Annotated in this window: 18 protein-coding genes; 8 read left to right on the top strand and 10 right to left on the bottom strand. The window is 42.2% G+C overall.

Going from position 1 to position 25717, the window contains the following annotated elements; genetic code table 11:
- The first annotated feature begins 6 nt into the window (after positions 1–6).
- Entirely contained in the window at positions 7–1908 is a 1902-nt protein-coding gene (locus tag DW005_RS03640) for a GGDEF domain-containing protein (protein WP_117478205.1), read from the top strand.
- Here the strand turns inward: DW005_RS03640 and hydF are convergent.
- From hydF to DW005_RS03625, 3 genes are all read right to left on the bottom strand, one after another.
- On the bottom strand, positions 1900–3105 hold the full coding sequence (hydF, locus tag DW005_RS03635; protein ID WP_117478204.1) for a [FeFe] hydrogenase H-cluster maturation GTPase HydF: 1206 nt from the start codon (positions 3103–3105) through the stop codon (positions 1900–1902). The two genes, DW005_RS03640 and hydF, sit on opposite strands and share 9 nt — an antisense overlap.
- Positions 3106–3178: 73 nt before the next feature.
- On the bottom strand, positions 3179–3547 hold the full coding sequence (locus DW005_RS03630) for a hypothetical protein (RefSeq protein ID WP_117478203.1): 369 nt from the start codon (positions 3545–3547) through the stop codon (positions 3179–3181).
- 338 nt (positions 3548–3885) lie between these two features.
- A complete protein-coding gene (locus DW005_RS03625; protein WP_117478202.1) occupies positions 3886–5325 on the bottom strand; it encodes an ISLre2 family transposase in 1440 nt (479 codons plus the stop codon).
- A 737-nt stretch (positions 5326–6062) separates the two neighbouring features.
- Here DW005_RS03625 and DW005_RS13755 point away from each other — a divergent pair.
- Together DW005_RS13755 and DW005_RS03615 are read left to right on the top strand one after the other, a co-directional pair.
- Positions 6063–6215: a hypothetical protein gene (locus DW005_RS13755; RefSeq protein WP_022377772.1), complete on the top strand. Its 153-nt coding sequence runs from the start codon at positions 6063–6065 to the stop codon at positions 6213–6215.
- A gap of 107 nt (positions 6216–6322) precedes the next feature.
- Positions 6323–7843 carry a carboxylesterase family protein gene (locus DW005_RS03615; protein WP_117478200.1) on the top strand — a complete coding sequence of 507 codons (1521 nt, stop codon included), beginning with the start codon at positions 6323–6325 and terminating at the stop codon, positions 7841–7843.
- Positions 7844–8060: 217 nt separating this feature from the next.
- On the opposite strand, the gene DW005_RS13680 is transcribed toward DW005_RS03615, so the two are convergent.
- From DW005_RS13680 to DW005_RS03600, 3 genes are all read right to left on the bottom strand, one after another.
- The gene (locus tag DW005_RS13680) at positions 8061–8519 is read right to left on the bottom strand and encodes a hypothetical protein (protein WP_147324410.1); all 459 of its coding nucleotides are present in this window, start codon (positions 8517–8519) and stop codon (positions 8061–8063) included.
- A 43-nt stretch (positions 8520–8562) separates the two neighbouring features.
- Positions 8563–9426, bottom strand: coding sequence for a YIP1 family protein (locus DW005_RS13750; RefSeq protein WP_181974927.1), 864 nt, complete (start codon positions 9424–9426; stop codon positions 8563–8565).
- Between the two features lie 89 nt (positions 9427–9515).
- Positions 9516–11243, bottom strand: a complete 1728-nt coding sequence (locus DW005_RS03600) for a DUF885 domain-containing protein (RefSeq protein WP_117478198.1) — start codon at positions 11241–11243, stop codon at positions 9516–9518.
- 125 nt (positions 11244–11368) lie between these two features.
- Between DW005_RS03600 and DW005_RS03595 the strand changes: the two genes are divergently transcribed.
- The 4 genes from DW005_RS03595 to glgB all read left to right on the top strand — a co-directional run bounded on the left by DW005_RS03595 (position 11369) and on the right by glgB (position 17869).
- Complete coding sequence (locus tag DW005_RS03595; protein ID WP_117478197.1) at positions 11369–12367, top strand: hypothetical protein; 999 nt, start codon at positions 11369–11371, stop codon at positions 12365–12367.
- Between the two features lie 71 nt (positions 12368–12438).
- Positions 12439–13740, top strand: coding sequence for a PEGA domain-containing protein (locus tag DW005_RS03590; RefSeq protein WP_117478196.1), 1302 nt, complete (start codon positions 12439–12441; stop codon positions 13738–13740).
- Between the two features lie 90 nt (positions 13741–13830).
- Positions 13831–15570, top strand: coding sequence for a phospho-sugar mutase (locus DW005_RS03585; RefSeq protein WP_347461395.1), 1740 nt, complete (start codon positions 13831–13833; stop codon positions 15568–15570).
- 22 nt (positions 15571–15592) lie between these two features.
- Positions 15593–17869 carry a 1,4-alpha-glucan branching protein GlgB gene (gene glgB / locus DW005_RS03580; RefSeq protein ID WP_242989350.1) on the top strand — a complete coding sequence of 759 codons (2277 nt, stop codon included), beginning with the start codon at positions 15593–15595 and terminating at the stop codon, positions 17867–17869.
- Between the two features lie 317 nt (positions 17870–18186).
- On the opposite strand, the gene DW005_RS03575 is transcribed toward glgB, so the two are convergent.
- The 4 genes from DW005_RS03575 to DW005_RS03560 form a co-directional block, all read right to left on the bottom strand.
- Positions 18187–19710 (bottom strand): L,D-transpeptidase family protein, encoded by a 1524-nt coding sequence (locus DW005_RS03575; protein WP_117478194.1) that lies wholly within the window; start codon positions 19708–19710, stop codon positions 18187–18189.
- Between the two features lie 105 nt (positions 19711–19815).
- Entirely contained in the window at positions 19816–21354 is a 1539-nt protein-coding gene (locus DW005_RS03570; RefSeq protein WP_117478193.1) for an endo-1,4-beta-xylanase, read from the bottom strand.
- Positions 21355–21456: 102 nt separating this feature from the next.
- The gene (locus DW005_RS03565; RefSeq protein ID WP_117478192.1) at positions 21457–22155 is read right to left on the bottom strand and encodes a 5'-methylthioadenosine/adenosylhomocysteine nucleosidase; all 699 of its coding nucleotides are present in this window, start codon (positions 22153–22155) and stop codon (positions 21457–21459) included.
- 76 nt (positions 22156–22231) lie between these two features.
- On the bottom strand, positions 22232–24397 hold the full coding sequence (locus tag DW005_RS03560; protein ID WP_117478191.1) for a S8 family serine peptidase: 2166 nt from the start codon (positions 24395–24397) through the stop codon (positions 22232–22234).
- A 126-nt stretch (positions 24398–24523) separates the two neighbouring features.
- Here DW005_RS03560 and DW005_RS03555 point away from each other — a divergent pair, with 126 nt between their 5' ends.
- Entirely contained in the window at positions 24524–25609 is a 1086-nt protein-coding gene (locus DW005_RS03555; protein WP_117478190.1) for an HD domain-containing protein, read from the top strand.
- The last annotated feature ends 108 nt before the right edge of the window (positions 25610–25717 follow it).

Genomic DNA, 25717 nt, shown 5'->3' with positions numbered 1-25717 from the left:
GATTCGATGTTTCATAATAGTCGAAAAACGATTGGTGTGTTTTTGGAGCGTTCTGCGAGCGAATTTCAAAATCGCCTATGTCAGGGAATTATTACCGGGGCAAAGGAACTTGGTTATAATGTTGCTGTGTTTTCCGATTATGGTAATTATGGACAGAACCACCGCTATTTTATCGGAGATCAGACATTGTGGGAATTGCCGCCTTACGAAGAGTTAGACGGTGTTGTTTTAGCGCTTGATACGATGGAGGAAATCGACAGCAGAGAGCATGTTATTAAGAACATAAGAGAGCGCTGCCATTGTCCGATTATCAGTATCCGCGAACTTTTGGTCGGAGCAAATAATCTGCTTGTGGATAACGGCAGCTGTATGGAAGGGCTGATTGACCATTTTGTCAAAGAACATGGGATGAAAAAACTGTGTTTTATGACAGGACCAAAAGACCACTGGGATGCACAGGAGAGGCTTCTTTGTTTTAAACGTAAAATGGATGAATATGGACTTTCCTATGGTGAGCATCAGGTTTTTTATGGAGATTTTTGGAAAAATAAAGGTAAAGAGGCATGTGACTGGTTTTTGGCAGAGGGTGAGTCGCAGCCGGAGGGAATTATATGCGCCAATGATTATATGGCGGCAGCCGTTGCCAGTGAACTTATTCGGCGTGGGTATAGGATTCCTCAGGATATTGCGGTGAGTGGATACGACGGTATGCGCAGTTCTCTCGCATTTACACCATGTATTACGACGGCAATGGTTCCGTTTTTTGAAATGGGCAGGCGGGCAGTACAAATTATTGATAAAAAGCAGGATTGCCCGGAAAAAGTGGAGAATGTTTTTTTTGATGCTGTTTTGCAGCCGAGGGAATCATGTGGCTGTATGGCAAGTGAGGGACAGGAGATCATGACCATCCGCCGGCGTATGTATGAGACTGAAAACATTAGCCAGAACCGTGAAATGCAGTTTCATTTTATGTCGATTCATATGAGTGAATGTCATACGATTGATGAAGTCGGACAGAAAATCGGACGTTATATTTATAATATTGAAGGCTTTAAAGATTACTGCATGTGTTTGTGTGAGGGCTGGCTGGAAAAAAAAGAGTTCAAAGGCTTTACCGATAAAATGGAAATGCCGATTGCTATTCGTAATCGGGAAAATATCAGCCCAACGAGAGAACATTTTGACCGCAGAGAACTGATTCCTAAATGCATGAGCAGCGAAGAGCCGCAGATGTGGTTTTTGGCACCGCTTCATTTTCAGGATTTATGTTTTGGCTATGAGGCGCTGCAATTTATAGATGTCGAAACAACGGGACGGCTGTATATGTATTGGAACATTATTATCGGCAATCTTCTTCAGGACATCATGACATATCAGAAAATGCAGAAACTTGTTGTAAAACTGGAAGAAATGTATGACCGCGATTCGCTGACCGGGATGTACAACCGACGCGGTTTTGAGAACCGCGGGAATCCGATGTTTGAAAAGGCAAAAGAGGAAGGAAAACAGATTTTCCTTGCGATTATCGATATGGATGGCATGAAACAGATTAACGACAATTATGGTCACATAGAAGGCGATTATGCATTGAAAAAAGTGCGCGAAGCGATTCATCATGCATGTCCGGATGCGGTGATTCAGGCACGCACCGGTGGTGATGAATTTGAAATTATTGCCGAAGATATTGCAGAAAATGAGGGGGTTCATTATCTGGAAGAATTGGTTGCTTATCTGGATGCGTTCAATGAGAGTGGCGGTAAAGAATATGATATTCACGCCAGTTATGGGTATGCCTGCCGCGTTCCTTCGCAGCAGGATACCATGGAAATTTTCATTAAAGAAAGTGATGAAATCATGTATCGGAATAAAGTAATTAATAAAATTAACCGTGGCGAGGCGTTACGATAACTCGTCAGCAAATGGGGCGATACTTCTTTTGAGTACGCCCTTTAATTGTGCAATCATCGTGCCATAGTTGACAATTGGGACATTCTGGTCTTTTGCTTCAGCGATGCGAAATGCCATTTCCCGCTTGCTTAAGGTGCATCCGCCACAGTGGACAATCAGCCGGTACGGACTCAAATTTTCCGGAAATCCACCGCCGCTTGATGTGGCAAAGTTTAATTTTTTACCGGTGTACTCGGAAATCCATCGTGGAAGTTTTACCGTTCCAATGTCATCGCACTGTCTATGGTGTGTACATCCCTCTGCCATCAGAATTGTGTCGCCGTCTTTTAATTTATCAAGCATTTTTACTCCATCAATCTGTGTCTGCAAATCTCCCTTATAGCGGGAAAAAAGAATCGAGAAAGAAGTAAGAGGAATGTTTTTTGGCGTGTCTTTTGATACACTTGCAAATGCCTGGGAGTCCGTAATGACAAGTTTTGGTGGCTGGCCCAGCTTTTTCAAAGTGTCTGCAAGTTCGGTATCCCGGCATACAATAGCGGTCGCTCCGGATTCCAGCACATCTCGAATTACCTGCTGCTGCGGCAGAATCAGACGTCCCTTTGGTGCCGCAGAGTCAATCGGAACGACAAGAACGACAAAATCGAGTGGGGAGAGCAAATCACCAACGATTTTTCCGGTCTGGTCATCTGTCGGCAGTTTTGTCGTCATAAGTTCTTTCAATTCATGAATGTGATACCCTGTTTTGGAACTAACACATAAATCTCCATATGCCTGAATTGCTGCTTCATTTTCAGCCCATAAATCCTGTTTATTCAACACAACAATTGAAGGAATATTTTTCTTTTTCGTCAGGGCAAGAATCTGGTGCTCAAAAGAAAAATCTTTTGCTGCCTCGTTTCCATCGGCAACAATTAACGCTAAGTCCGTTTTATTTAAAACGCTTCGCGCCTTTTTGATGCGCTCTTCGCCCAACACGCCTTCATCGTCAAGTCCCGGTGTGTCGATTAGCATAACCGGACCAAGCGGTAAAATTTCCATTGCCTTGTAAACCGGGTCAGTTGTGGTTCCCAGTACATCGGATACAATGGCTAAGTCCTGTCCGGTTATGGCGTTAATGAGACTTGATTTTCCGGCATTTCGCCGTCCAAATAAAGCAATGTGGATTCGTTCTCCCTTTGGTGTTGTGTTCATTGACATAATCCGTCATCCTTTCTTAAAAAGGCGGTATCTTGTAAGATAACCGCCTTTGGTCTGCTATAATAACTGTTTATTATTTGTAAAGAGTGATGTTTCCGATAATCGGAAGTTTCTTTGGCTCGCCGGAGCAGGCATTTACAATGCCGACAATAGCAAATGCTAAACAAACCAATCCAATCAGTCCGGTTATAAGTGTTCCCACAAAGGATAAGATTCCGAAGCTTGTAACAGAGATTACAAAGGAAATACCATTGCCGATTATGTTAAGTGCTACACTGAAAATAAAAAGCACAATTCCCTGATTTGTATGGAATCTTGCGTATTGTGAATCTTTTGCTGCAAGTAGCGGAATCAGGAAAAGAATTCCGAAATAAGCTAAAATCCCCATAACTTTGTTATTTTGTACATCCTCTGAATTAAAAACAATGTTTTCTTCGTTCATTTGATAAACTCCTTTCGTTTCTGTTTTAGCAGAAATTGGTTTCGCATGGTACTATCATAGCTTATGTGGGGGGGATTTTCAAGGGGTGTTATTTTTTGTTTGTGTCAAGTGTTCGTTGGCACTTTTTTTGTTTTCAGTAATTCCGTAGAAAAGCTTTGCGTCTCGTGGGCACTCTCGCTCGTTGAGTGCGTAGCGGTATGGGCACTGAAACTACCAGTGCCACATACCGACGTACTCAAACCCACGAGTCGCAAAGTTTTTCTACGGAATTACTGAAATCCAAAGGAACCGGCAGCGAACATTTGTCACAAACCCGTCATTCCAAACTCAGTTTTTCTTTATCTTATAAACGCATTCCGAAATGCCTTTCTGGATGCGGTTGCTGCTGCATCTATTAACGGCACATGACCTCTCATTAATTCTACATATCCATTTCCTTTCCCATCTTTTTTCGATGTTTTTGCGGCACTTAATGTTTCCATGATTTCATTCATGCGTGCATTAAAAATTAATCCATCTGTATATTTCTCAATGGTATGGCAAAGTTCTTTATTCTCTTTGCAGCACAATACTTTTGCCATGTTACTGGCTCCTTTGATTGACCACCTCATCCGGCGGTGCTTCATCCGCATGGTAATTACGGTACAGTTTTGGGATTCCTGCACGCCCATGTTTTTGTATACAATCCCTTCTCCTGGTTCCGGTATCTTCTTTCCCTGCTTTTGATAAGGCAACAGTCCGACTTTATTGTTATTAAGATATCGATATAACTCACGTGCATTTCTGCTCCTCTTATCTTTTTCATCCGTCGTTTCCACACTGTCTGCATACACCAAAAGAAACTCTAACAATTTCTCTGTTTTTCCTTCTTCAAACAGATTTCTTGCTTCTCTTTGTGCGTTTCGGTCACTTATCTTTCGCAGGATTTCCTGATAAACATGGTAACGGTCTAACTGAAAAATCGCATCCGGGTCATATGTTTCCTTAATCCAACTTCCTCCATCTCCGTTTAGAATTCTCTGCTGAATTTCATCCACATCGTATTTTTTCTCTATTAATGCCTCCCGTTTTTCATGAAAGAGCCGGCTTGTCTCCATTCCTGCCAACATGGTTTTTCCTACCAGGGTGCTTCGTCTTTGCTGGTCTTTGTCCCAGCCTTCATACATGGTAAACACTTTCATTTCCTGTTTTTTCATTCTTTTATGACTGCTGTCCTGCATGTGCAGCCATATGCCATCCATTTCTTCAAACAACACAGGAATGATTTTTTCTCCTTGCGTCCGGTCTGCATGCATTTCCTTTACGGCATACTGTTCTTCTTCATCCAGCCGTTCACCAAGCCGCTGCATCATATTCCATACACCTCCGCTGCTGATGCTTTGTCCACAGGTATTACTTATGGTTTCTGCGGTTACGCGGTAAGGTGATTCCGTTACCGTCATCGCTATCTTTTCTGCAAGATTAGTGGAAATCAATCCAATCTTATCCATTTGCATGGCTTCATCTAACAGATAGACATAGGCGTTTTCTCCCTGTTCCGTTTTTGTACGATATACAGCTCTCTTATACTCTACTTCGCCATATACCGTTTTGATACAGGTTTTTCGTTTCCCTTTTCCCCGATAATGCTTTTTATCGCGACTTTCTGCAAGCTCTGTATCATAGGCTTCCAGAATCTGCTGGGTAATCTGGCGGCCAAGTTCACAAACATAATCGAATATTTTTTGCTCTAACACCTTGAAAGATAGTAAGTTTTCGTCTACAATTAATTTCATCATACAGTCTCCTTTATTGTTTTTCTAGCAACTAACATCATAAAGAAAAACTGTATGATTGGGAAGAGGGTATTTCCTTCTTCCCTTTATTTTTGCCAATAAAAATTATACACTAACTATTTTTTTGTTTTCCGTAATTCAGTAGAAAAACTTTGCGTCTCGTGGGCGCTCTCGCTCGTTGAGTGCGTAGCGGTATGGTCACTGAAACTACCAGTGCCACATACCGACGTACTCAAAACCCACTTGTCACAAAGTTTTTCTACTGAATTACGGAAAACAAAAAAATAACGCATCATATGGGGAAGGCAGGGTTGGAGCCAATTAATCTTCGCAGAATAGAGGGTCCATCGAAACTTATGCAACCTAAATCTTTACAAAAAGCAAAAAGAGTTGCATCCGTTTTAAAATGAAGAGAAAAAAAACAACCAAAAAGAAAAAATTAGCAGAAAGGGTTGCATATAACCTGCGATTTTCCTTGATTAGGCTTAATTATAAGGCAAAAATGCAACTCTATGAGGCAAAACAAGCAAAAAGAGTTGTCACAGAACCAATAAACACACCTAGAACAAAAAAGATTAATGGCAGTTTCTTCGGTTTCCGTAATCTAGGAGAAGGGCTTTGTGACGAGTGGGCGCAAAGCCCTTCTCCTAGATTACGGAAACCAAAAAAAGTACCATCCCCCCCTTGTGAACCCCCCTCTTTTATGCTACAATAAATATATCAATAAAAGGAGGGGAATCATGGAACAGTTTTTGACGGATGATGATCTCCTTGGACTGTTAGAGGAACTCGATCAGGAGGACGCTGAGATTGAAGAATTAGAATTTGAGATGGAGATGGAAGCCTCTAACCGCAGATACGAGGAGATTATTCAGAAACACCGTATGGTTTAAAGAAGCACTTTCGATTATGAGAGTGCTTCTTTTTCGACACAGATCAATCGTGTATTCATAAAATTTCTAAGAGTTTGTTTTGGGGAAAGAAAAAAGGAGGTTTTTTGATGATACGAGAGGCAAAGACTGAAAACGGATGGGTGCGCGGAATTGAAGCAGCGGATCCTAGAATTACTGTATTTAAGGGAATCCCATTTGCGGCACCACCAATTAGAGAAAATCGCTGGCGTGCACCGCAGCCGGCGGCTGACTGGGAGGGAATCAGGGATGCATCTCGATTTGCACCGATTTCCATGCAGAGCATACCGGGACTTGGAACAGACGTGTATTGCAAAGAGTGGCATGTAGATCCGGAGATTCCTATGGACGAAGATTGTTTGTACCTGAATGTGTGGACAAGTGCAAAGACTGTAGATGAAAAACAGCCGGTTTTAGTATGGTATTTTGGCGGCGGGCTGCAGTGGGGTTATCCATCCGAAATGGAATTTGATGGAGAGCGGCTTGCTAAAAGAGGTGTCGTTGTTGTGACAGTAAATTACCGTATCAACTGTTTTGGATTTCTTGCTCATAAAGATTTGACCAAAGAGGCACCGGAAGCACCGACAAACTTTGGAAATCTTGACCAGCAGGCAGGGCTTCGCTGGGTTGTACGAAATATTGCGTCATTTGGCGGTGACCCGGAACAGATTACCATTGCCGGACAGTCGGCGGGGGCAGGGAGTGTACTGACTCAGATGACCTGTCCGGATAACTTTGGTTTGTTTCAGCGTGCAGTGATTATGAGCGGTATGATTCGAAGCCCATATGCTGAAGAGGGAATGGGAATTCCGCCATCGTTGGATGAGGCAGAGAAACTTGGTGAGAAATTTTTCGATTATCTTGGTGTGAAGACTCTGGCAGAGGCCAGGCAGCTGGATGCAAAATATATTCGTGATTGTTATGATAAATTTATGTATGAAAATGAAATTATGGTAACGTCAAGGGATAATAATATTTGTATCGGCGATCCGATTCGTTTGTTTGCGCAAGGGAAATATGCCGGTGTGCCTGTTCTTGCCGGAAATACGGAAGATGAGTTTCCATTTGTGATTGATGCGCAGAATGAAGAAGAACTTGAGAAGAAGGCAAGTGCTTGGTTTTGCAAAAAAGCGGAAGAGTTTCTTGCAATACCACAAGTGCATGAGCAAACGAAAGATGGTTATGCGCCCGTTAGCGGTATGGAACTTATGACAAAGGCCGCATTTCTTCTAAATGAAAAAAGTGTGAAGCCTGCAAACTGTTATTATTATCGTTTTGCGCCGGATATACCGGGAGAGGATCATCCGGGAACATTTCATTCCGTTGATTTGTGGTTTTTCTTTGAAACACTTGCCAAATGCTGGCGGCCATTTGTTGGCAGGCATTATGATTTAGCCAGACAAATGTGTAATTATTGGGCGAATTTTATCAAATACGGTGATCCAAATGGAACAGATGATGACGGAAAGGTTCTTCCAAAATGGAATCCGTATCAGGAAAATGACCGGGCAGAAATGGTGTTTACTGCACAAGGTGCAAAATCCGGAAATGAAAAAAATTCCAAGCTGATGGAGTTCCTTCTTAGTGACAGAATAGAACGAATGAAATAAAAAAGACTGTCTGCTCTGACGATTGTTATATCGCAGAACAGGCAGTCTTTTTTTGGCATAAGCCACTTGATAAAATTTGAGTTTGAGAAACCTGTTTGCTATTATCGATGTTCAATATGATAAGCCCATGCTGTGATTGGACCGATAACAGCAATGCAAATAATTGTTTTAATTGCAAATATCATGGTTACGTCCTCCTTTCCCGACTTCTATGAAATCAGAAAAGGACCTGACGGTAGGTTTCTCCGTTTTGATTATGTATGTATCGTATCAAAAAATTTCTTAGATGATTGTCTTTTCTCTGCCGCCTTAGTCTTTGCAGAAAAACGAACTGCCAAAGGGCGAAACAAAGACCTAAAACGGAAAACCAAAGTTCCGGAATCGGCAGCCGGAAAGGAATCCGGTTTGATACACGAATTCTGGAAAGAAAGGATAATGGTTGTCCCTCTTTGCCGGCAGAAAGAACCCATCCGGAAAATGGGATGGAATCATTTGTGCCAATCTGTGTCTGCACCGGCTGCAATGACTGGTCTAATTCGTGGCTGCATGAGAAAATATTTCTGTCAAAAAGTGCCTTTTGAGGCAGAGACGATAAAAAAATGGCAAGGCAAAGGCTAAGCCACAGAAAAGTGGCATGTTTATGTAGATATCTGCCTTTTATACCTTGCCTAAACATATCAAAATCCTCACTTATTTTTTAAACTTTTTCACGCCGGCATTTAATTAAACCAATCACTCCATCGACTGTAGGAAGAGCCTTCAACAAACGTAAATACTTCTGTTGGCATTACAGCATTGAAAAGTGCTGCGAATATAACAAACAAAATATATAATACAACATACGTGCCGCCGACAATCAGGAAAGCACGGTTTGCGTTCACTTCAAAATTCTTCTCTACGGCAAGGATGCTTAAGAAAGCAGCAATGATTTCACCGAGGAAGAAGAAAAACATACCAATCTGTACGCTTGCCATGCCAAGTAAAAGACCGATAAAAGTCAGTGGCAGGCATACGAAACAGCGAATGGATGCTGTTGCCAGTGCGGATTTAAAAGTAACGTTAGCTTTCACTGCTTTTCCGATACCAAGATACATTCCCATTGCTGCTGCGGAGAGAGCAATCGAGAAGAAGAAGGTAAAGAAAAAGGAAATCACAAGGCTTATTGCGGAATTATGTTCAAGTCCTACACCGTAGTTTGTCAAAGCAAATAATCCGCTGAAAAGTGCCTGTGCGGCAATTAAAATCAATGCGGCAAGCCAGCTCTCTTTTTTTGCAAGAGCAGAAACAGCTTCTGCCGGGTTTTTCCAAATAGTTTTCAACGCAGTAACCAAATTTTCAAAGCCCTGTTTGATTTCACGTGAACTCTGACTTGGTGCAGCCTGTACCGGTGTAGGAGCCGGTGTAGGAGCCGGTGTAGGAGCCGGAGCCGGTGTTGGTGCAGCCTGTGGCGGTGTTACCGGATTCGGAGCAACGGGCGTTGGTGTTGGAGCAGCAGGTGCCGGATTTGGCGCTGTCTGTGCAGTGCAGTTACAAACTTCGCCTTCCTGAAGCGGACGGCCACATTGTGTACAAAAGTTTCCCATATAAATATTTCCTCCAATTTTTAATTGATTAGTTAGGTGAGATCTATAAAATAAATCTAATATCAATATATCATTGAACATCGGGAGTTTCAAGTTTTTTCTTTGAGCCAGCCGTTAATTTGCCTCTCTAAAACGGGAAAAGAAGTTGGTCCGGTATCCAATAAAAATGTGTGGAAGAGAAGCGGACTGTAATATTTTCCGGCTGCTTTTTGAAACGTATCACGAATCCGGCAGATTTCCAGATAACCAATCGTGTAAGGCAGGTAACTGCCGGGCGAGTCAATAATCGTTTCATAAATGGCTCTGGCATTATCTGTTGTTACAATCCCATGATTTGAAAGAAAATCGGAAAGTTTTTTCCGGTTCCAGTGTTTTGCATGAATGCCAATGTCGCAGAGCGCATACAGGCAGTGGGTGGAAATGGCATTGTTCTGCAAAATATCGATTTCCTCTTTCGTGGCATCTAAAAATTGGTAAGAATAGATTTCTGCATAGGTGGCGTAGCCTTCTGTGTATGCCGGAAAATTAAGGACATAACGCAGGGGATGCTTATTTTTTTCGCGAAAATAACAGTTCTGAAATAAGTGCCCCGGATAGCCTTCATGTGCCAGCGTAGCATATAAATTCTGATGGCGATACTTTGCGGCATGATTGATGTAAATCACATTGGCGGCGGGCTCATCGATGGGCGGGGTGAGGTAAAAGGCGGGACTTAAAAAGTTTTCTAACGAGGAATCAACGGCGCGTATGTGACAGGTCTGTTTTTTCAGTGCAGGAAAATCCGTGCGGATATTTCTCTTTAAATGAGTAAGAATCGATTTTGGCTCTTCATATTTTGAAGTGTGCTTTTCGCAGGTCAAAAAGGACGAAGGTGACGTGGCGGCAAGGGTGGCAAGTTTTTGTTCGGATTCGCTTAGTTTTTTTGTCAGCATTTGAAATAAGGAATCCGGTGAAGATATTGTGCCGGTTTTTTCTTTTACCAGATATTCATAATAAGCACGGCCGCCTGTGTATGCGGCGAGGGCACCATCAGTTGGAGCAAAGGGCAAAAGTTTACCTAATTCGGCAATTAGATTTTTATAGGCGGGGAAAAGCGAGTGAGAGAGAAGTTTCCTATGTTTTTCTAACCGCTCTTTCTTTTCGGAAGCAGAGAAAAAAGAGGCGGAATTTATGGATTTTTCAAAACTTTTCTCGATGGCATCTGTCCCTGATGAGTCGACAAATTCCTGACACTGTCTTATTGTGTGGCGAATGGTTGTGGCGGATGGCAGTGTGCCCTTTTTCTTCTTGAATTTTTCCAAGAAAATCAAGGAGTTAAAGTAGGCAGGGATGGACTTTAGTAAAGAAAAATACTGGTCATAATCCTGTTTGTCTGTAAGAATAAATTCACAGAGAAGAACCGGAAGCTGTGCCTGAATCCCACTCGAAGGGTCGAACGAATACGAATGAGCAAGCATGCGGATGTCCTCCTGTGACAGCGTAAGCGAGGCATCAAGTGTATCATAGAGAAGTCTGTCCTCGCGGGATAAATTTTTCGAGGCAAAGCTACGAAGTCTTGCAAGTGTATTTTCCGTCGAAGTCTGCATCTGCTTCAAATCGTGAAGGGAAAACGAAGAAAACCCATCAGGCAAATCCGTAATTCCGTATTTTTTCGGGGACATCAGCGTGTAATTGAGTGTTAAGGAGTCACTCGCGGCATAGGAGCGAAATGTTTCCATGCAAAAGGTGTTAAAGTCAGCGTTTGCTTCCTGCCCGGTCTGACAGCCTGCAATGAAGAGGGAAAAAAGGAGAAAAAGCGCAAAAAATCTTTTTTTCATGAGGGCGCCTCCAAGACGTTTGTTCCCAGTGTATGAAAGCGGAAAAACATTTATGATATGGCATATTTTTCATTCTGATACATAAAATTTAAGGCAGACAAACGGAGACTGAGGAGGGGATATTTTTGGAAGACAGACGGGAATTAATTGAGAAAAAATACGGGTTTCAGGTGAAAAATCAATATCGGGCAAGGGGTGCCATCCTATTTGATACGAAAGACGGTCCTCTGCTGCTTCGTGAAAAAATGAAACTTACCGGACATTTTGAATGGGAAAATGAAGTGAAGGATCATTTGCGTAAAAACGGTATGACACTTTTAGATTTTGCCGTGAAAAATGTGGATGGAGAGTATTTGACAGAAGCGGAAGATGGGACAAAATATGTTTTGTACCGATGGTTTTTTGGAGAGGAATGTGACTGCAAAAATGTGACCACGATTCGCTTGATGGCAGAAAACTTAGGACAGCTCCACAGTAGTCTGCAAAACTTTTATGAGGAACCGGTTTTGCTTCAGCAGCCACTTTTATCCCGGTATGATAAACATAACAGGGAAATGAAACATGTGTATGGGTATATGCGTGGAAAGAAGAAAAAAACGGAATTTGAGCGGTATGCCATGCAGTGCTTTCCAAATTTCTATGAGCGTGCCATGCAGGTACGCAGCCAGCTATCCGAAAATCTCTATTACAAGGAACACAGTGGGCAGACCAAAGACGTCTGCCACGGGGAGTATAATTACCATAATCTGCTTTTAACCAAAAGCGGGCTCGCCACAACAAATTTTGAGCATGCCGCACCGGGAATGCAGCTTCTTGATATGGCGTATTTTATGAGAAAAGTCATGGAAAAGAATAAGTGGCAGGTGGAAAAAGGAGTAGTTTTGTGGAATGGTTACTGCGAGGGGGCAGGATGCAGTAAAAAAGAACTGGAATTTCTCATCACCATTTTGTCATATCCAATTAAATACTGGAAGCTTCTCAATCAGTACATCAACAGTAAAAAGACGTGGATTTCCAACAAAAACATGGAAAAATTAAAGGCTGTTTGTGAGCAGGAAGAGAGCAAAGATAAGTTTTTGCAGCAAATGCGAACATTTACGTTAGGGACTAGTCAGAAAGCCTAAAATGTGATACAATATAATTCTTAATATACGGAAGCATTTTGTCACGCAAAAAGAGTGTCAGGAGATAAAAAATGAAGCAAGCGAAAATACAGATTTGTCTTTTTATTGTTTTGCTGGCTGGTCTGACCGGCTGCGGGTCAACTGCCAAAAAGGCGGAGGTGACGAACTCTCCGGAGCCGAGTGTCAGCTATGAGCAGGGGGCTGATTTTGTCGGCGCAGTTGGCGCTGTTGATGAAGAGCAGGGTACGATGGAATTTTATAATACAACATTCCAGACGATGGAGACGTATCCTTATACCGGTGGTACACAGATTTTGACAAAGAACAACAAACAAATGACGGCATCCGAAATTGAGCCGGGTGAAGTTTATGATGTGTATACAAGTGAAGATGGAAAAAAGGTTGAGAAGATGATACAGAACGCATCGGTTACCGAGCACGAGGGAGCTTCGCTCGAAATCAACCAGGACGAAAAACGGCTTACGGTGCGTGGTGTGAATTATGCCTATAACGATGACCTGCTTGTATTTTCAGATGGCAGACAGATTGACCCATTGGAGATTACGCCGGAGGATGAAGTGACTCTCCGCGGGATGAATGGACAAGCATTTTCTGTTGTTGTCACAAGGGGACATGGATATATCAAGCCGAATAATTTTAAGGATTTTACCGGCGGTACGGTTACGGTGCAGGGCGAGGCAATTCTTCCGGTCGCAAAGGATATGCTTTTGGTTGTGCCGGAGGGGCAGCAGCTTGTCACAATGAAAAATGGTGATTTGATGGCTGAAGTCACGGTAGAAGTAAAACGCGGACAGGTTACGAAAGTCGATATGGCGAAGTACCAGAATCAAGTGCCGGATACGGCGCGGGTTACATTTGATGTGAATCCACAGGGTGCAGAACTTTATGTAAACGGATCGCTCACTGACCCGTCAAAACCTGTTTCGTTAAAATATGGTAATCATTCCGTGAAAGTTTCACTCGAGGGCTACGAAGATTACAGCGGTATTATTACCGTGAAGGATGCGAGTCTGACCGTTCATATTAATTTGGCAGAAGAAAGTGCGGATGTCGAGACCGACAGTTCCGATTCTTCCAGCTCGGTTTCCGATGATTCGTCCTCCTCTTCGAGTGAGAGCAGTGTCACTTATGATAACGACCATAAGGTTACGGTAAGTGCGCCGGTTGGTGCCGCCGTTTATGTCAACGGAACTTATAAGGGAGAGGTGCCCTGCAGTTTTACGAAAATGATAGGAAATGTAACACTTTCTCTTACAAAAGATGGTTATGAGACAAAAACCTATGCCGTTGAAATATCGGATGACAGCAAGGATATTTCCTGGAGTTTTCCGGATTTGACAAAAAATAGTTAAGTAAATTTCCCGAAAGGGTGAATATCACTTTTTAGAAAGTGAAATAAATTAAAAAAGCAGGCCACACATGGATGTGGCAGCAAGGAGGAAATTATGGACTACAAGAAAACATACGAAGCTTGGTTATCAAATCCATATTTTGATGACGACACAAAGAAAGAGCTTGAGAGTATTGCCGGGGATGAAAATGAAATCAAAGAGCGTTTTTATGCGGACCTTGAGTTTGGTACAGCCGGTCTCCGTGGTATTATCGGGGCAGGAACAAACCGTATGAATGTTTATACGGTACGCAAAGCGACACAGGGACTTGCCAACTACATCATCAAACAGAACGGACAGAAAAAGGGCGTGGCAATTGCTTTTGATTCCCGCCGGATGTCACCGGAATTTGCAGATGAAGCGGCTTGTTGTTTGGCAGCAAATGGAATTAAAGCTTATGTTTTTGAATCACTTCGACCGACACCGGAATTGTCCTTTGCCGTTCGTGAGTTAGGATGTATTTCCGGTATTAACATTACTGCCAGCCATAACCCGCCGGAATACAACGGCTACAAAGTATACTGGGAAGATGGTGCACAGATTACACCGCCTCATGATACCGGAATTATGGATGAGGTGAAAGCGGTAACCGATTATGCGGCCGTTAAGACAATGGACAAAGAAGAGGCAAAGAAAGCCGGTTTGTATGAGAATATCGGAAAAGCTGTTGATGACCGTTATATGGAGGAACTTAAGAAAAATGTTCTTCATCCGGATTGCATTAAGAAAGCGTCAGCAGATTTGAAAATTGTTTATACCCCACTTCACGGAACCGGAAATCTGCCGGTACGCCGTATTTTGAAAGAACTTGGTTTTAAAAATGTATTTGTTGTACCGGAGCAGGAACTGCCGGATGGTGAATTCCCTACCGTCAGTTATCCGAATCCGGAAGCACCGGAAGCATTCGAACTTGCTCTTAAACTGGCAAAAGAAAAAGATGCCGATTTAGTTCTGGCAACGGACCCGGATGCGGACCGCCTTGGTGTTTATGTAAAAGATACCAAATCCGGTGAGTATATCTGCTTAACCGGAAATATGTCGGGAAGTTTTCTTGCCGATTATGAAATTGGACAGAAACTTGCACTGGAAGGAAAACTTCCGGAAGATGGCGAGTTGATTAAGACGGTTGTTACTTCAAACCTCGTAGATGCGATGGCAAAATATTATGGTATCAAAGTGACCGAGTGCCTGACCGGATTTAAGTGGATTGGAAGAGAGATTCTCCGCATGGAGACAACCGGAAAAGGCCACTATCTGTTCGGCTTTGAGGAAAGTTATGGCTGCTTGATTGGAACGCATGCAAGAGATAAGGATGCGATTGTGGCATCGATGGCACTTTGCGAGGCGGCTGCTTATTATAAACTGCGAGGCAAAACAATTTGGGATGCTATGTTAGATATGTATGAGAAATACGGCTACTACAAAGATAATGTAATTGCCATTACGCATAAAGGTATTGAGGGACTGCAGAAGATTCAGTCGATTATGGATAATCTCCGTAAAAATCCGCCGATGAAATTTGGTAATTACGATGTGACGGCAGTAAGAGATTATTTGAAAGATGAAATCGTAAATGTTAAGACCGGCGAGAAGAAACCAACCGGTATTCCAAAGTCCAACGTACTCTATTTTGAATTGACCGAGGATGCATGGCTTTGTGTTCGTCCATCCGGTACGGAGCCAAAGATTAAACTTTACTTTGGTGTTGTTGGTAAAGATTTGGCAGATGCCGATGAAAAATCAGAAAAACTGGCTGTAATTGTAAAGGACTTGCTGAATCAGTTAGGATAAAATAAATGCAGGGGGTGAACATGTGAGCAATCCATATTTGGAACAGTGGACGAGCAAAGAGATGCTGAAGGAATTGGAAGAGGGAATTTTGAATGCACCTCAGGATTTGCTTGGCTGCCACATTTTCAAAGAGGAGGATGTGCAGATTTTTACCGCATATCGTCCGTGTGCAAAACGTATGTGGGTGCTGGATTCAAAAGGGGAGACCACTTACGAGATGGAACCAATGGAGCCGGAAGGATTTTTTGGCTATGTCATTGAGAAGAAATCGGAGCGGCTGAAAAAATATCGATTCCGGGTGGAATATGGACCGGACGATGTGATTGAAATTGACGACCCTTATGCATTTCCGGGGATGTTTGGTGAACTTGACCGGTATTTATTCTCGGAGGGAAACCATTATAAAATTTATGAAAAATTAGGAGCACATCCGATGAAGCGCGATGGCGTGGAGGGCGTTCAGTTTGCTGTCTGGGCGCCACACGCCTGCAGCGTGAGTGTAATCGGCGAGTTTAATATGTGGGATGCAAGACTTCATAAGATGATTATGAGGGGGAGCAGCGGTATTTTTGAACTGTTCGTGCCGGGCGCGTGGGAAGGCGCTGCCTATAAGTATGAGATTACGGCAAAGAGCGGGGATAAGTTGTATAAGACAGACCCTTATGGAAATTATGCGGAACTGCGTCCGGGAAATGCTTCCCGAATTACGTCGCTTGATGGCTACAAATGGCAGGATGGTTCTTATCAGAAGAAGCATCAGAAAAAATCAAGAGATGTAAGAGACAAAGAGCCGATGAGTATTTATGAGGTTCATCTTGCTTCCTGGAAAAAACGGATTGAAGACGATGACAATGGCAATTTTTCATATCGTGAGTTAGCATCTATGCTTGGCGACTATGTGGTTGATATGGGTTATACTCATATTGAATTGATGGGAATTGCAGAGTATCCGTTTGATGGCTCATGGGGATATCAGGTTGGCTGTTATTATGCGCCGACGAGCCGTTATGGTGAGCCAAAAGATTTTATGTATTTTGTGGATGAAATGCACAAGCGGGGGATTCAGGTAATTTTAGACTGGGTACCGGCGCATTTTCCGAAAGATGCTCACTGCCTTGGACGTTTTGACGGACAGCCGTTGTATGAACATCCGGACAGCAGACGTGGTGAACACCCAGACTGGGGAACATATATTTTTGATTACGGAAGAATGGAAGTGAAAAACTTCCTCGTTGCCAATGCACTGTTCTGGATAGAGAAGTTCCATATTGACGGACTTCGTGTGGATGCCGTTGCCTCTATGCTGTATTTGGATTATGGAAAAAGCGATGGCGAGTGGCTTCCGAACAAAGATGGCGGAAATGAGCATTACGAGGCAATTCATTTCCTGCAGCATTTAAATTCCGAGGTGGAAAAGGAGCATCCGGGAGCTTATATCATTGCGGAAGAGTCGACGGCATGGCCGGGCGTTACGGCGCCGGTAGCAGATGGCGGACTTGGCTTTTCTTACAAATGGAATATGGGCTGGATGAATGACTTTTTGGAGTACATGAAATTAGATCCATATTTCAGAAAAGACCATCAGAGGCAGTTGTGTTTTAGTATTGATTATTACACCAGTGAGAAATACATTTTGGTTTTATCGCATGATGAAGTGGTTCATGGAAAATGTTCTCTGTTAAACAAGATGTCCGGTTTGGAAGGAGATAAGTTTGCTTCCCTTCGTGCCGCATTTGGATTTATGTATGGTCATCCGGGCAAAAAGCTTTTGTTTATGGGGCAGGAATTTGCTCAGAAACGAGAATGGGCAGAGTTTCGAAGTCTGGACTGGTTTTTACTGGAAGAAGATGACAGACATAAGAAAATGCAGGATTACGTACGTGAATTAAATCACTTGTACCAAAAGTACGATGCCTTGTATTATCACGATTTTAATGTTATGGGCTTTGAGTGGATGGACTGCTGGCGTCCGGAATTAAGTACAGTAGCGTTTGTGCGCCGTGGCAGCTCAGTAAAAGACCAGTTGATGTTTATTGCAAACTTCACACCGATGGCATTGGAAGATTATCAGGTCAATGCACCTTGTGCCGGAACCTTTACGGAGATACTAAATTCCGACGAAGAGCGATTTGGCGGTGAAGACCGTGTGAATAAAAAGCCGATTCAGGCAAAACCATGTAAGGCACCGGTAGTACCAAGACCGGGCGAAAAAATCCAGCCGGGAAAGAAATATTACGAACTGGAACTGTATGTTCCACCATTGTCGGTCGTAGTATTGCGGTATGATTATAAGGCGTAGTGTTTTTCTAATTGTATATTTTACTAAAAAAGTTTGTGTTTCATGGGCGCTGTCGCTTAGACAAACACGCGGAGATATGTCATGTGCTGAAAGTGTGCATATTGAATCCGCGCGTTTGTACCCATGAAACACAAATCTTTTTTAGTAATATATAAAGTTAGAAAGCCACTTCGGCTTAAGTCGTAACATAGCAGCCAGCATTTTGGCGAGAGTTAGTATAATCTGCAGCCCTATCGCCGGTTGTTAAAATAAAAAAGGAAAGCTATATTTGCGAAGCAAATATCCCGCTTTCCCTTTTTTATTTCTAACAACCTACATTAATAATGTATAAACACCATCTCACGGTACTTTGTCAAGTCATAAATCTTTTTCGAATCCGATGGAGATAAGTTTAAGCATCCGTGTGAACCACGGCTTCTATAAAGTGTTTTACTCCAGCGGCTCCATGGCTGCCAAGGCGCACCGTGGAATCCGGTTCCGGTCCACATGATACGAACCCAGTTGTTTACCGGCGTTGCATAGTTATCGCCGCGGAGAGTACGGTGTGTCTGGTGTTCTTTGATGAAATAAGCACCGGTTCGTGTTTGACGGTCTTTTACTGGTTTTCCGCTGATTGTTCGACACTTAAAAGCAACTTTTCCGTTGCGCCATACATAAACCTTTTGAGCAGTAAGATCAATTTCAGTAAAGTTTTCTGTGTCCCAATCCTTTGTTTTGTCATCTATGTTCATTGTAAATGCCGTGTTGGCAAATTTTGTTTTCTTTTTGATCGTCAATGCTTTTTTCTGTGTGGCATCCGGATTTTCCATATAGGCTTTCTGCTTATTTGCATCCATTGTCTTTTTCAGAGCGCTTGTCAATTGCTTCAGCATTGTATCGTAAACAAGCTGCCAACCGTAGTCCCCACCGGTTACGGAAACAGTTTTGCCGTTGTGGCTTTTAAATGAGCGTGTCACGCCAATAGTTTTGTACTTAAAGCAGGTTTTTTCAACCCATTTTTCAATTGCCTGATTATCAAAAGTAACTTTTCCGTTTTTATAATTGCACCATTTATAAATCTGTTTTGGACCGATGGTTTCTTTAATGTCCTTTTGAATTGTCCAGGTTATCCAGCGCAGAATTACCGGATTGCAGGCATCCACTTTTTGCTGAAGCGAAGGGTCTGTGGAATAAATACTTGGCTTTTCGTATACATCTGGGTATTTTTTTTCATCCGTTAAGTTTACCTTTTCGTGTCCGGATTTCAGAGCTTTTCCAATCGCCGTTATCAATTCATCGTGATTAAGCGTATTTCCTAAATATTCTTTTTCAATAACCAAATATTTTTTCTCTGATGAAAAAGCGACCTTTGCGTTTTGCGGTTGTGTAACCGGATATGACTCACTTCCGGTTGAGAGATCAGACTGTCCCACGAGGGCATCCAGTTTTTTCTCATCATAAGAAGCCCCTAAGTCAATATCCACCTGCTTTCTTTTTCCCAGGGAAAAGAAAGGAAGAGAATCATGTTGCTCATCATATTTTTTCTGAAGAGAATCTTTGATGTCGACTTGATAATCAATGTCATCTTTTCCAATGGTCAAAGTTCCATTATTTCTTCCTGTTATTTTCAGTTGATACGTGGAAAATACCCGATTAATCAATTCCGCAGATTCCTCATAGGTCATGCCTGATACTTCTCTGTCACCAATCCATGTGTTTGAGTACCAGCGGTTCATATAATAAATATGTATACCCAAAACAATGCCTATCACTACAACAAGTGTTGCAATTGTAGCAATAAGCATTGCCTTTCCCTTTTTTGTACGAATCCAAGATGGTTTTTGTGTTTCTCGATTATCCACCCTTACATCCCTCTTTCCTAAATAATATTGTCTCACAATGGGATTATAAAATTTTGCGGTGGAGTTGTCAACACAAACACACTCTTTTTTTACAATTACCGCAACTTACCAGATTTTTGCCGCCTCTAAAAAGGCTGTGTATGACAATTTTGGATCATAAATACTGGTATCAAACAAAAGAGGAGCACACTGGGAACGCCATGACGTCGCATCACATAAGCCCCAGAGAGTGATACCGGTAATTCCTTTTGGATTTACACTCTGATTACGATTCTTTTGTTTGGTAATGATGGTCTGCATCAGTTTTTTTACGAATTTTGCCTGATCTGCATCGGTTTCATGCTCCGGTGTGTAAGCGTAGGAAGCATTAGTTCCTTCCGTGTCAAAGTTTATAGTAAAGTCAAGTTCGGTTATCTGAATTTCGTAACCTGCTGCTAAAAACTGCTCCAATGCACTGCCGTATTCGGCAACCGTAGGAACTTTTACATCTACGTGGCTCTGCATGCCGATGCCTCCGCAAATTTTAGCAGTTTCGCCTTTGTTGATAAATTCCACCAGATTTAATGTGTCTTTTACACCGAAATAGGTGTTGTAATCATTATAAAACAACGTGACTTTATCCGTTGCCTGATAACTCTTTAACATATCGTAGGCAATTTCAAATGCTTTCTTTACATAAGAAGGAGAATTTCCCATATCGCCATATACGCTCGTCCATGTTTTGAAAAATGCAAAAGACGGACGGTGGAGATATTCGTTCACGACATCCCATGCGTAAACAATGCTTCCGGCAGAACCGGTTAAAGCTTTTTCTTTATCCATTACATGTCCCATTACATTATGAATGTAAAAATCAAGACGGGCATCCATAACAGCAGGAGTAACAACTTTTGAGCCATCGTAATTTTTTGTAAAGAACCAGGATGGCGTCTGGCTGTGCCATACCAAAGTATGGGCACGCATTTTCAAACCGTTGTTTTTTGCGGCCTCTAAAGATTTGTCAACGGTTGTAAATGCTAATTCCGGAACGGTTGATTCGGTATATCCTGCAGGAATGTAATATCCCTTTTTCTTTGCGTCAGCAACGGAAATGAGCTTGGCGGATGAGCCGAGAATAGCATCCGGTTTCATTTCATTTTCCAAAGTAAAGCTGTTGTACTGTTTTTTTACAAATTTCATTGTGGACGCGTTTTGCAGTTCTCGTGGATTAGAAGCACTTCCGTAGTTTAGGCAGGTACCCATGTATGGTACAATTTTTGCATAGGTATCCTTTAAGCTGGAAGCAACGACGGTCTTTTTTGCTTTCACCTTTACTTTGCAGGTAAGTTTATATGTCTTTTTCTTTCTTTTTACCGTGCAGGTGATTTTTGCGGTTCCTTTCGCTTTTGCCTTTAATTTGCAGGAGGTACGTTTCTTTTTTGAAATTGAAACGATCTTTTTCTTGCTTGTTTTCCAGGTGACCTTGCATTTTTTTGTGTTTTTTACCTTAAGAGTTTTTGATTTTCCCTTTGTCAGGGTCATTGATTTTTGGGAAAGTTTTGGTTTTTTTGCCTTTGCTTCGGTGGACGCCGTGTTTGTCAGAAATGAAGACAGACAAAGAACGGCAACCAGGCTGTGGGCAATTACCTTTTTGATTTGTTTCATATAGCTACACTCCTTTCATTGTAACCATATTTTAACCCCAAAAAAGGAATGCCACAATAAACTATTGTGACATTCCACTGTGTTATTCTCAAAGAAAATTGTTTATAAATGTTGATAAAGTTCCTTAAGCAGGGAAACGGTGTGGATAATTGCCTGTTTTGCAAAAACCGGATAATCCATATGACCGGAATTATCTGCCTTGTCAGAAATGGCGCGGATAATTAAAAATGGGACGTTGTTTAAGTAAGCAGTGTGCGCCATGGCAGCACCTTCCATTTCGGCACAGTCACCATGGAATGTTTCAATTAAATAATTCTTTTTCTCCGCACTGGCGATAAACTGGTCTCCGCTCACCACTTTTCCAATGTGGCAGTGAATGTCCGGATTTGCTTTTTCGCAGGCGGATTTTGCCAAAGAAACCAGTGTCTCATCTGCTGTAAAAATCGACTGTTCCATGCGTGGGATGATGCCGACCGGGTCTCCGAGTGGCGAGACGTCCATATCGTGTTCCTGCGCACAGCTCGATAAAACAATGTCACCAATATCAAGGGCGTTATTCAAGGAGCCGGCAACGCCGGTGTTGATAACCATGGTTACATGAAAATCATCACAGAGAATCTGGGTGCAGACTGCCATATTAACCTTGCCAATGCCACTTACAACGGCAACGGTTTTGATTCCGTAAAAATCTCCTTCCACAAAAGTCATGCCTGCTTTTGTCACTTCGTTTGTATTTGTCATTTCTTCTTTTATGATAGCCACTTCTTCATCCATGGCTCCGATTAATCCAATTTTTTTCATAATGCCTCCTCATAGTAAAACAATCCGTTTCGTCCTTAAGTGTAGTTGATTTGTGTAGAAAAAGTCAAGGGTATCTTTATTTATAAATGCGCACTTTGCAATAAGCCTTCTTTTTGGATTTATCTTTTGCCTTTGCATAAACCTTAACGGTATGGCCGATTCCCTTTTTCTTTGCACGGACAACACCTTTTTGCGTTACTTTGGCATATTTTTTATTGGAGACATACCATTTGACTTTTTTGTTTGTTGCATTTTTTGGTTTTACGGTGGCCTTTAATTTGAGTTTCTTTTTATAACGGAGTTTTGCTTTCTTTTTATTTAATGTTATTTTTGTCACCAGTTTGGTTGTTTTCTTTGTACTGCTTGTACCTTGTGCCGCAGTGGCAGTGGTGTGTGTCTTTGTTGTGGTCTGTAGACAGGCAGGGAGACCGGATGAGGCGGAACTGATTTTACTTAAATCCAAAATGCCGCCGGTCATGCAGTAGGAAGAAAGCCCTGAAACCTCACGCACACAGTTCAGCAGACGGTTGCGCCTTTGCACTGCGGAATCGTTTGGATATGCGGCGGCAAGAAGTGCTGTGGCAGCTGATACCTGAGGGGCAGCCATAGAAGTGCCGCTCATCGAATTGTACTTGATATAAAGGGCATTTGTCGGATTTGCTTTTGAAATGCCGATGTTATCAAAGTAAATTTTATGTACGGAAGTAAAGTTGCCTGTTAAGGAAACAATTTCTGCGTAAATAGTGTTGTTTCGTTTTATAAAATACAATTTACTGCTGTAGTGGGACCATGAAATTTCACCATTTTCTTCGATGCCCATATCATAAGATACCTGATATGTGCCATCGGCTAAGTTCATGTCGTCTATATCCATGTAAAGTGCCAAAGTTGCAGAACTTTGTGCAGCATCAATGGAAATGCAGTAAGAGCCGCTGCCTGCCTGATTGTGCGAATCTTCTGCTGAGTAAGACTTTTCATTGTATAAAATGCTGCCATCTAATTTGCCGATTTCCGATGGGTGGTATAAAACGGCATCGTTAGAGTCAAAAGAGGTGAAATACGAACACCGTGAACTTCGCATACTGTCTGTGTAAACGGAAGGGTAAAAAATGCTGGAATTTATTGTGGAAAAAATATTCCGGCCCGGTGCAAAAAGGTGGACAGTCTTATTTCCGTAATCGGAAAAAGATGCTTTTTTATCGGTCAGGGTGGAGGCACCAACGGTTACCACATAAGGGCTGTCCAAGTCATAGGGGCATCCGTCGGAGATGGCATTATCGTGGTCTTCGCCCTCGTTTCCGGCAGCAAAAAGAAACAGACTGCCATTTTGCCCAATCTGGTTAATCAGCGTTTTCATAGAGGTTGAACTACTTCCACCGCCACCCCAGGAACAGTTGATGGCGGCAATATTTGCGCCAAGAGTCTGCGCTTTATAGATGTAATTAAAAGCCGCGATGATAGCGGAATCGTATGATGTGCCGGCAGAATTAAAAACTTTCAACGCCATTAGTTTTGCATTGCTGATGCCGCAGATTCCTTTGTTATTGTCCGATACGGCACTGATGACACCGGCGCAGTGAGTACCGTGTCCGTCCTCATCTTCGTCCATAGGATCACTGTCGTAATCTCCGAAATCATAGCCATATGTACCCGGAAGTTCTAACTGGTCGTAAGGATTTTTCCACATGTGAGCGGTTAAATCTTCGTGGGTGTAGTCAATACCGGTATCAACGACTGCAACAATGGTATCGCTGTCGTTACTTGTTTGAATCCGGTTTTTGTACTGAATACCGGAGGAAGTAGTCTGATAGGCTCCGGTGCCGTCTAAATACCACTGTTCATCGGCATAAGTATCGTTTGTCGTGGCTAATTTATAGCGGTAGTAATTTGGCTCGGCAGCAACTACATTATCCTGTTTTTTCAGTTTTTCAATAAGTTCTTTCGTTGAATAAGTATCAGAGTGAACCTCTGAAAGATAGAGATTTTTCCCCTTTTTCTTTTTGGCAGGACCAAAATCCCAGCTGTTTTCCACTTCAATATCGGAATCAAATGATGCGGTTCCCTCTTTGGCAAGTCCGGTTTCGGAAGAAGCGTTAAGTGTTACAATGGCTTCGCCCTCGACATAGTTATCAGAAGTTTTAGCGGTCTTAGCTTGTTCAGTTACAGCCTGAATTTTATGCGGTATGATGCTGCTAAGCAAAAGAGATAAAATCAAAACTGAAATCAGTCCTCTTTTTCGCATAATTTCACGCTCCTTTCTCAAATAATCATTGCGTCAAATGGCAATAACTGCTATGATAGAAATAACGATTTATGATGATAAGTATACGAAAAAAATGTGAAAAAATTAAGTCGAGGAGGTAGCAGCATGTTATTTGTGAAAGTAGATGAACTCAAGCCCGGAATGCGCTTAGGAAAACCAATCTACAATAAAAATGGAGTTTTGTTGTATGACCGTGATACAAAACTTACGATGCAGGCGATTTACGGAATTAAAAATTTTAGGCTTTTAGGTCTGTACATACTTGAACCGGCAGAACCGGTTCCGCCGATGTCGGAAGATGATATTAACTTTGAGCGTTTCCAGACGATGGCAGTTTTTAGTATCCGTGAAGATTTGGATTTGATTGATTCCGGGAAAAAAGACAAGGGGCTTGACTGGCTGTGCAGTCTTATCATAAAGAATTATGGAGACTTAAACCATAAGATTAATTTTGTGCAGAGTCTGCGAAGCAGTGAAGATTATATTTATAAACATGTTTTGAATGTTGCTATTTTGTCCGCCATTATTGCCGGTCAGATGGGCTTCCCGGTTGGACGGATTAATCTCCTTGTGAAGTCTGCTATTCTGCATGATATCGGTGCACTGAAATTACAGCAGTTACCGGATGCGGAAGATTTAGATGATGGCACGAAAGAAGTCGTTAAGAAAAACACACAGGAGACATTAGCTCGATATGGTGATTTGGATGAGGAAGTTCTGCGCCTCATTGCCCAGATGCAGGAGCTTTATACAAGAGAGAGCGATGCAGAAATTCCGGCAGGGTTAAAAGAGAGCGTGAATGCAAATATCCTCTATGTGGCGGATGCGTATGACCGTATGACAGCAATGAAGTCTTTTGAGGAGCCGACTTCGGAAGTGAAAGCGGTGCGAGAACTTCTTGCGGATGAGGAGCGTTACAATAAGAAAATAGTAAATGCTTTGATTCATGGTATTTCTATTTTGTATCCGGGTGTATGTGTTGAATTGTCAAATGGAGAAAAAGGATTGGTTATCACAGGAAATGAGGAAAATATTTTCGAGCCGACTGTCCTTGATTTCCGTAATAATAATTTGTACGATTTGTCGGATCCATCCGTGAAACAGACGGTTGAAATTGCCGATGTCATGAAAACGATGGATAACCGAATTAAACTGGATAAAAGTCTGTTAGAAGAGTATCAGGCAAATTAGGAAGAGATACTAAAGATTTCCGCCGGATTGTCCGAGATATAAGTATAAGGATTTAGAAAGTGAGCGTGAAATCTATGGATATTTCGACCAATCGGATTTCCCTTACCT

This window comes from Clostridium sp. AF36-4 (genome assembly GCF_003435975.1).
Lineage (GTDB): Bacteria > Bacillota > Clostridia > Lachnospirales > Lachnospiraceae > Eubacterium_F.
The sequence above is the reverse complement of the archived record's forward strand: the minus strand, read 5'-3'. Positions and strand labels throughout refer to the sequence as shown.

Bases quoted from the DNA above. Each gene is read 5' to 3' on its own strand.
- DW005_RS13680 (WP_147324410.1), bottom strand. From the start codon at position 8,519: ATGTTTAGGCAAGGTATAAAAGGCAGATATCTACATAAACATGCCACT.
- DW005_RS13755 (WP_022377772.1), top strand. From the start codon at position 6,063: ATGGAACAGTTTTTGACGGATGATGATCTCCTTGGACTGTTAGAGGAA.
- DW005_RS03600 (WP_117478198.1), bottom strand. From the start codon at position 11,243: ATGAAAAAAAGATTTTTTGCGCTTTTTCTCCTTTTTTCCCTCTTCATT.
- DW005_RS03555 (WP_117478190.1), top strand. From the start codon at position 24,524: ATGTTATTTGTGAAAGTAGATGAACTCAAGCCCGGAATGCGCTTAGGA.
- DW005_RS03590 (WP_117478196.1), top strand. From the start codon at position 12,439: ATGAAGCAAGCGAAAATACAGATTTGTCTTTTTATTGTTTTGCTGGCT.
- DW005_RS03640 (WP_117478205.1), top strand. From the start codon at position 7: ATGTTTCATAATAGTCGAAAAACGATTGGTGTGTTTTTGGAGCGTTCT.
- DW005_RS03630 (WP_117478203.1), bottom strand. From the start codon at position 3,547: ATGAACGAAGAAAACATTGTTTTTAATTCAGAGGATGTACAAAATAAC.
- DW005_RS03565 (WP_117478192.1), bottom strand. From the start codon at position 22,155: ATGAAAAAAATTGGATTAATCGGAGCCATGGATGAAGAAGTGGCTATC.
- DW005_RS03560 (WP_117478191.1), bottom strand. From the start codon at position 24,397: ATGCGAAAAAGAGGACTGATTTCAGTTTTGATTTTATCTCTTTTGCTT.
- hydF (WP_117478204.1), bottom strand. From the start codon at position 3,105: ATGTCAATGAACACAACACCAAAGGGAGAACGAATCCACATTGCTTTA.
- DW005_RS03570 (WP_117478193.1), bottom strand. From the start codon at position 21,354: ATGAAACAAATCAAAAAGGTAATTGCCCACAGCCTGGTTGCCGTTCTT.
- DW005_RS03615 (WP_117478200.1), top strand. From the start codon at position 6,323: ATGATACGAGAGGCAAAGACTGAAAACGGATGGGTGCGCGGAATTGAA.
- DW005_RS03625 (WP_117478202.1), bottom strand. From the start codon at position 5,325: ATGATGAAATTAATTGTAGACGAAAACTTACTATCTTTCAAGGTGTTA.
- DW005_RS13750 (WP_181974927.1), bottom strand. From the start codon at position 9,426: ATGGGAAACTTTTGTACACAATGTGGCCGTCCGCTTCAGGAAGGCGAA.